The 7530-nt window shown below is 44.8% G+C and carries 5 protein-coding genes; 1 reads left to right on the top strand and 4 read right to left on the bottom strand.

Annotated elements, in window-relative coordinates:
* Positions 1-355 precede the first annotated feature (355 nt).
* Complete coding sequence (locus VIP81_RS24995; RefSeq protein ID WP_331967732.1) at positions 356-1666, top strand: HAMP domain-containing sensor histidine kinase; 1311 nt, start codon at positions 356-358, stop codon at positions 1664-1666.
* Here VIP81_RS24995 and VIP81_RS24990 read toward each other — a convergent pair whose 3' ends face one another.
* From VIP81_RS24990 to VIP81_RS24975, 4 genes are all read right to left on the bottom strand, one after another.
* Positions 1667-4084 (bottom strand): ABC transporter permease, encoded by a 2418-nt coding sequence (locus tag VIP81_RS24990; protein WP_331967731.1) that lies wholly within the window; start codon positions 4082-4084, stop codon positions 1667-1669.
* Positions 4085-4247: 163 nt separating this feature from the next.
* Complete coding sequence (locus VIP81_RS24985) at positions 4248-4631, bottom strand: hypothetical protein (protein ID WP_331967729.1); 384 nt, start codon at positions 4629-4631, stop codon at positions 4248-4250.
* Positions 4632-4852: 221 nt separating this feature from the next.
* Entirely contained in the window at positions 4853-5617 is a 765-nt protein-coding gene (locus VIP81_RS24980; protein WP_331967727.1) for an SDR family oxidoreductase, read from the bottom strand.
* Positions 5618-5761: 144 nt separating this feature from the next.
* A partial coding sequence (locus VIP81_RS24975; RefSeq protein ID WP_331967725.1) for a TlpA disulfide reductase family protein occupies positions 5762-7530 on the bottom strand: 1769 nt, incomplete at its 5' end.

The following is a 7530-nucleotide window of genomic DNA, read 5'->3' as shown; positions in this document are numbered from 1 at the left end:
TCCATGCTACCGGTTTTAACCAGTTGAAACAGGGCTATGTCTGTTAAATGGGTAGTCATATTAATTGAATGATCGCACGGGACGAAATTACTTTTATCTGCCTGGCTGGTGTACAGCAGGCGCATTATTAAAACATTAATTAAGTTGGGCAGATTATTTCATATGACGCGGAATGGCGCGGATATTGCTTTTCATAACGATCAGAATTATATTTTGGCTGTGCTGATTATCTTTTTGAAAATTAATCAAAAAAATTACGAATCGCGAATTAAAAATTACGAATACAGATTGTCAAAGACCTCCCCGCAAATGTGTAATTCGCTATTCCTAATTCGTAATTGCTTAAATTCGTTATATGTCAACAACCGGTACCCGAAATCTATCTCAAAAAGTGAAAGCATTTTCACACCTTATTGTAGGAGACCCTCAGCTCTTTACGTTGGAAAATCGCATCTTTAACGCTATCTGTGCCATAGCCCTGCTCATTATTGCTATTAATGTTCCTTACAACTATATCACGGGGCTCACCGTTACTTCGTTCATTTTTTCTATCCTGGTGCTGGCATTTGCCGGTATTTATTATTTATCAAGGTATAGGAAGATGGTAAATCTATGTATCGCCATTTCTGTGATCATGATTAACGCAGCATTTGCCATCAATTATTTCTACAGTGGCGGTATAGAAGGCGCCTCCCTGTTATCCTTTACACTGGCCTTTTTCCTGACCATGCTCATCTCCCCGGCCAAACAATATTACTGGTGGATGGGCCTCAACCTTTTTACCGTATTGGGACTGATTGCCTATGAGTATTATCATCCGGATGTGATCCCCGGTGTTTACAAAACGAGGAACGATATTTTTGCCGATATGACCCCCACCTACATCATTAGTGTGGTCGTTATTTTTGTAGGTACCATTTACCTGAAAAATGCCTACAACAAAGAGAAGAAACGCGGAGAAGAGAAAACCCTTTCACTGGAAATCATGAATACAGAGAAAAGCAAGCTTTTCTCGCTCATCTCCCACGACCTCCGTAATCCGCTGGCATCTATACAATCCTATTTACAGCTGATGCGGGAAATAGAAATTGATCCGCAAAACAAGGTACAAATAGAAACAGAGCTACTATATGTGGTAAATAGTACACAAGAGATGTTGTACAATATACTGGTATGGTCTAAAACGCAAATGGATGGCCTCAACGTAAACCTCGTTCCGGTAGACGTAGCCGCGGCCATATTACCCATTCTGAAAATCAATAAAATGGCCGTGGCCAAAAAGAAAATCAGTCTGGATACTAACATAGACGCCTCTATTAAAGTGATGGCGGACATCAACATGTTGCAGCTGATTGTCCGCAACCTCGTAGGCAATGCGGCCAAATTCACCCCGGGAGGCGGTGCTATTTTTATTACTACCAGCAGAAAAGGTGATAAGTGTTTAATTGAAGTAAAAGACAGTGGCGCAGGCATCGACCCATCCCGGCAGGTAGATATGTTTTCCCTGAAAGTGCGCTCGACCTTTGGCACCGATAATGAGAAAGGAATCGGGCTGGGCCTGTTTCTCTGTAAAGAATACACCATCGCCCAACAGGGACATATCTGGTTTGAAAATAATAAAGAAGGTGGCAGCTCCTTTTTCCTGGAGCTGCCGCTGTCGGATTAGTTATTCTGCTTTCAGGCTGTTGACCGGATTAGCGATGGCCGCCCTGATAGCGCGGTAACTCACGGTTAACATCGTTATCAGGATAGCAATGAAAGCGGCTATTATAAATACCGTCCAGCTGATCTGCACCCGATAGGCAAAATCCTGCAGCCACCGGTTCATCATCAACCAGGCAAGTGGCGACGCAATCACAATGGCCACCAACACCAGCTTCAGAAAATCTTTCGATAACAAGGCGACAATACCCGTTACAGAAGCGCCCAACACCTTACGGATGCCGATTTCCCGGGTGCGCTGTTCCGCCGCATAAGTGATCAGGCCAAACACACCTAAAGAAGCAATCAGCACTGCCAGCACCGCAAAGGAAATAAAGATCCTGCCGGTGCGCTGCTCCGACAAATACAACCGGTTAAAATCATCATCCATAAAAGAATAGACAAAAGGCTGCCCGGCCATCCCATCCTGGGCCTCAAACCTGCTCTTAATTTGGGCAATCACACGCGGCAGATTGCTGGTGCGCACCCGGAACACCATATTACGATGATACTCTCCCAAACGGAAAATAATAGGTGGAATTTTATTCTTTAAAGATCCGGTATTGAAATCTTTTACGATGCCCACGATTTTAAGAGGCGTCATTCCTTCGTTGCTGGCATAAAGATACTTGTTATCAAGATCTGTGATGCCCAGTAAATGCGCCGCAGTTTCATTCATCAGCGCCCCACTGGTATCGGAAGGCATCTGCGGAGAAAAGTTTCTGCCACTGGCCATCTGCATACCCAAAGTAGGAATATAGTCTGCATCAATATACCATTCATTCAAACCCATTACCTGTCCGTTGCTGCGGGCCGCATCCCTGGAATAAATACTGGTGTTCATCGCTATATCAGTAGGTAACGAAGCCGTCATAGTACCTGCTTCCACACCCGGAATTGCCAGCACTTCATTCCTGAAGCTTTTGGCATGTGTCCACAGCGATTGTGTGTTGCCCAACACCAACATCTGCTCTTTATTATAGCCCAGCTTTTTGCTGCGGATATAGTTCAACTGGTTATTGATTACCAACGTACCTACTATTAATAAAATAGCCGCCGTAAACTGAAATACCACCAGGCTATTTCTTAACCAGCTGCCTTTAAAACCGGTAGACAACTTCCCTTTCAATACACTCATTGGCTCAAAACCGGATAGAAAAAATGCCGGGTAGCTACCCGCCAATAAACCTATAGCCGTTGCCGTTATAACTAAAAAAGGAAGCATCCAGATCAGGTAGCTCGCCTTCAATGTAATATGTTTATCTGCTAACTGATTCAGGAATGGCAACAGCAATAACGCTATGCCAATAGCCAGCAACAAGGCAAAGAAACTGGTCAGCGTAGATTCTGTCAGGAACTGCAAAATCAGCGATGAACGCTGGGAACCCAATACCTTCCGCACACCTACTTCTTTGGAGCGTCCGGCAGAACGTGCGGTAGACAGATTCATGAAATTTACACAGGCAATCAGCAAAATAATGATCGCCACCACAATGAAAATATACACATACTGTATGTTCCCTGCCGGCTCTACTTCACTCGACAACGGAGAATACAAATGAATTTTAGGTAAGGCCAATGCGGTATATCCAAAATGCCCACCCGCTTTTTCAAGGTCTGCTATATTGCTACCTGTCATCTGCTTCAATGCGCTTTCCATATACTTCAGCGTAGCTGCTTTGAGGTAGCCATTCAGTTGTGTGGCAGTACCACCGGGCCGCATCAGCATATACGTGGTATAGTTATCCGCCATCCATTGCGTATTGCGGCTGTCTGGTAATTCCGACATGGCGCGAACAAAATCAAAATGTAAATGCGACTGGTCAGGCACATCCTTCATCACCCCGGTGACCTGGTAAGTCTTCGTGTTATCTGTCAGCAACGTTTTTCCCAGTACATCTGTGCTGTTGAAATATTTGAGCGCCATCCGCTCAGAAAGTACAATAGAATTTGGTTGCGTTAAAGCTGTTTTGGGATCACCGGCTATCAGCGGTAAAGTAAATACATCAAACAAGCTGGAATCGGCAAAACTCGCATTATGCTCTACCAGCGTGGAAGTACCTTTTCTGACCAATATATTACCCTGCTGATAAAAACGTACATACCCCTCCACCTGTGGATAATCCTGCATTAATACCGGCCCTAACTGACTGGGAGAAAATCTTTCTTTGAAAGCATTGCCATTCACATAAAAATCTGCATCTATGCGGAAAATACGGTTGGCTTTCTCATTAAATTTATCGTAACTCAACTCATCTGTTACAAATAAAGTAATCAGCAAACAGGTGGCCATCCCAATGGCCAACCCGAAAATAGTAATTGCCGAAAACCCTTTGTTTCTCCATAAATTACGTAACGCTATCCGAAAGTTATTTTTAAACATAGTGCGAATTATAGAAGTTCCCTGTATAGACACATCAATGGAAGGATGGTTGCTCCAAATAAATGCCGGAAAGAAAACCACATGGTTTTCAACACCTTACAATAATCTATCGCATGGCAAATGCCCGTAAACAGCACATAACATGTCCGATTCCGAACAATAGCTACCTGTTGATGGGCCTCGCTCTTAAGGCCGTCCAGGTATCGTCGATAGATACACTCGTTACCGCCTCCAGCCCTGCTGCTTCAAAAGCAATCCACACCGTCTCCCGTTTAATATCGCTTTTAATACTACCCGTCCCTTTAGGATAACAGGCCCAGAAAATACAATCCGGTTTACCCGATGCCACATGCACCTTTACTAGTTTTCCCAGGTCGGATTGCTGAATAGCGAATACCTGCACGAAGTCATACGCCACATGCTTTTTAGGTTTGGTATCGTAGGCTACCTCGCCGATAAGCGTGATGTATTCCGCAGGAGCATTGATGATCAGAGCCGTGGCAGCTTTGTGGAAATATAATTTTTTGAGTACGGCGGATTCGGACATTTGTATTTCGTTTTGTTATTGGGAGTTAAGATCGATTCAAATATAAATGATTAACGGGTCAGGTAACCGGGTTGTTTAACTTGCCGTAATAAAAAAGCGTTCCTTCATGGTTGATAAAAATTCAAAAATATCATCCTTCACCGAGGACCAACAAGCATTACTCCGCAATAATAAAAGCCGCTTTCATAGTTAATGAAAACGGCTTTTTGCTAAAATTACTTCTACAAAAACATTCCACCAGATGCTTCGATACGCTGCGCTGTAATCCAACGCGCCTCGGCTGTACACAGAAAAGCAACGATCCCGCCAATATCATCCGGCAGGCCGGTGCGTCCGAGTGCCGTTTGCGCAGTAATATGTGCAATAGCCTGCGGTGCATGATCAAACACGGCTTTGGTAAAATCAGTTTCAATAATACCGGGAGCTACCACATTGGCTGTAATACCGCGTACGCCTGCTTCCTTGGCCAGGTAGCGGGTAAATACCTCTATACCACCTTTCATGGCAGCATATGCCGCATAACCAGGTGTTACAAAACGTGCCAGTCCTGTAGAAAGGTTAATGACGCGGCCATTGTCGGCGATAAAAGGCAATGCTTTTTGTGTGAGGAAGTATACGCCTTTTAAATGCACGTGGTACAATTCGTCAAAGTCTGCTTCCGTGGTTTCCGCAATCATGGAACGTCTGTCGATGCCGGCGTTATTCACCAGGAAGTCGAAGGTACCACTGCCGGTTTCCGCCTTCAGATGCGCGGATACCGTACTAAAAAAAGCATCAAAGGCTTTTGTATCGGCGGTATCCAGTTGGAAAGCCGCGGCTTTTTGTCCCAGTGCCTGGATTTCCGCGACTACTTTGTCGGCTTCTGTCTGGTTGCTTTTATAAGTGATAATGATATCATGTCCGTTTTTAGCAAGATGTAAAGACATATTCCTGCCTAAACCACGACTACCGCCCGTTACCAGGGCTATTTTGTTTTTCGTTGCCATTTTCTTGTGTCATTTTTTGATGGCACAAATTTCAGCAAATCTTTTGGACTGGTTGTGGTGATAGCTTAAGTATTTATAACGAAGCCGGCCATTTCATGCGGGGTAGGTTCCGCATAAAATGGCCGGCTGTTATATAACATGAAACTACTCGTTTATGAGCATTTCCAGCTGTTGTCTCAGTTTTTCCTCTACTGCTGGTCCTTCAAATCCTATGTTGGTAAAAATGATGTTACCTTCTTTGTTGATGAGATAGGAAGCAGGTATAATGTTGAACCGGAACTTATCGGCTACTGCCGGATCTGTGTTGTAATACACCGGGAAGGTATATTTCTTTCGACCGCTCCAGCCTTGTGCATCCGCGAGGGTATTTTTAGCACCGCTGTTGGTGATCATAAATACCACATCCGTGCGTTGCTTGTATTGATCGTACAGCTTTTGGAGGTAAGGCATTTCCTGCATGCAGGGTACGCACCAGGTAGCCCAGAAATCTATCACGATGATCTTACCTTTCAGCGAAGCTTCAGATACCGGTTTTCCGTTCATATCTACAAAAGCATTCAGTGGTGGCGCCGGTTTGTTCATCCGCTGTTTCTTTACTTTGGCGATCAGTATTTTTTTCCTGAACTCCTGCAGCTGGGCCAGTTTGGCGGCATTATTGGTTTGCTGATAATAGGTAGCGGCGTTGTCGAGTGTTTCTTTATCGGCTTCGTCATCTACGGCTAGTTCCATGTGTTTATCGGCTGCAGCGAAATTTCCCTGCTTCATATCTATCAGCCCCAGTATCGTTAACAGATGTCCGCGGCCTTTATGAATAGTGGCCTGTCGTGTGCTATCATCTACCGCAGGATAGATATAACCTGTTTCCGGGAAATAACGGATCACACCAACAGGATAATGCTGCACACTATCTAACGCGCGTTGCGCGTAGCTGCGGGCGCTATCCAGCGCCAGGCTGTTGTCCAGCAATGTTTGTGCGATCTGCTGCCAGGTGAGCAACTTGTAAGGATTCTCTTTTTCGGTGGTCATAAAGCGGGCATGATACAATGCTTTGTTACTATCCTTTGCTACGGCGTAGTATTGAAATAGTATTTCATGCATACCCATATAAGACTCCGCGTGTGCCGGTGTTTCCTTTTTCAGTTCATTTTCAAAAAAAGCGATCTGCCTGGCCGTGTCTTTTCCTTTGGCTACTTGTTCTGTCATCAGCTCCCGGCCTACATCTGAGGTAGGATAGCGTTCCCTGACTACTTTGCGGATAGAATCCAGCCTTGTATTTTCACCAATGATAAGATAACCCATCGTCACCTTATTAATATTTCCTCTGTCGGTAGGTGCTGCATTAAATCTATCAGCAATCACCTGGTGTACCTGTGTCCTGAAAACTTCTTTTTCTTTAGCAGTAGTGGCCTTGCTGATTTCGTAGGTCAGCAAACGCAATTTTGCTTCGTAGTTGTCAGGATAGCGCCCCAGTTCTTCTTTGTAAAGTTTTGCCTGCTCTTCTGCCAGGGAAGGCGTTTTGCCCATTTGTGCGCTCAGACTATACCCTTTATAAAGCGATACATCCTGTACGGGTACTTTATTTTTAAAGACCGCAATTTCATAGTGCCGGTCTTTGGCTGGTTTATCTACTGCATCTCCGGTTTCCAGGTAAAAAGTAGCGAAGGTGCTGTAATTGGCCAGCACAAAGGAGGTAGTCCATTTATTACCATTGCGTTGCATGGGCATTCTCCATGCCTGATTGTAAAAATTGGAATAGGAGAATACGATGGTTGGTCTTTCTGCAGCCGGGAGCGTGGCTCCCGGTGCAGATGGATCGTAGGTAATCGTCACGGTCTGACCGCGCTCCGGATATGCCGGTGTGATCATTACCCGTTGTTGTGCATAGACTTCACTCACTGTTAGCACAGCCAGTA

Source organism: Chitinophaga sp. (genome assembly GCF_036566945.1).
Classification (GTDB): Bacteria; Bacteroidota; Bacteroidia; order Chitinophagales; family Chitinophagaceae; genus Chitinophaga.
Note: the sequence above shows the minus strand (reverse complement) of the source record. Positions and strands in the feature narration are given on the sequence as shown.

Bases quoted from the DNA above. Each gene is read 5' to 3' on its own strand.
- VIP81_RS24995 (WP_331967732.1), top strand. From the start codon at position 356: ATGTCAACAACCGGTACCCGAAATCTATCTCAAAAAGTGAAAGCATTT.
- VIP81_RS24990 (WP_331967731.1), bottom strand. From the start codon at position 4,084: ATGTTTAAAAATAACTTTCGGATAGCGTTACGTAATTTATGGAGAAAC.
- VIP81_RS24985 (WP_331967729.1), bottom strand. From the start codon at position 4,631: ATGTCCGAATCCGCCGTACTCAAAAAATTATATTTCCACAAAGCTGCC.
- VIP81_RS24980 (WP_331967727.1), bottom strand. From the start codon at position 5,617: ATGGCAACGAAAAACAAAATAGCCCTGGTAACGGGCGGTAGTCGTGGT.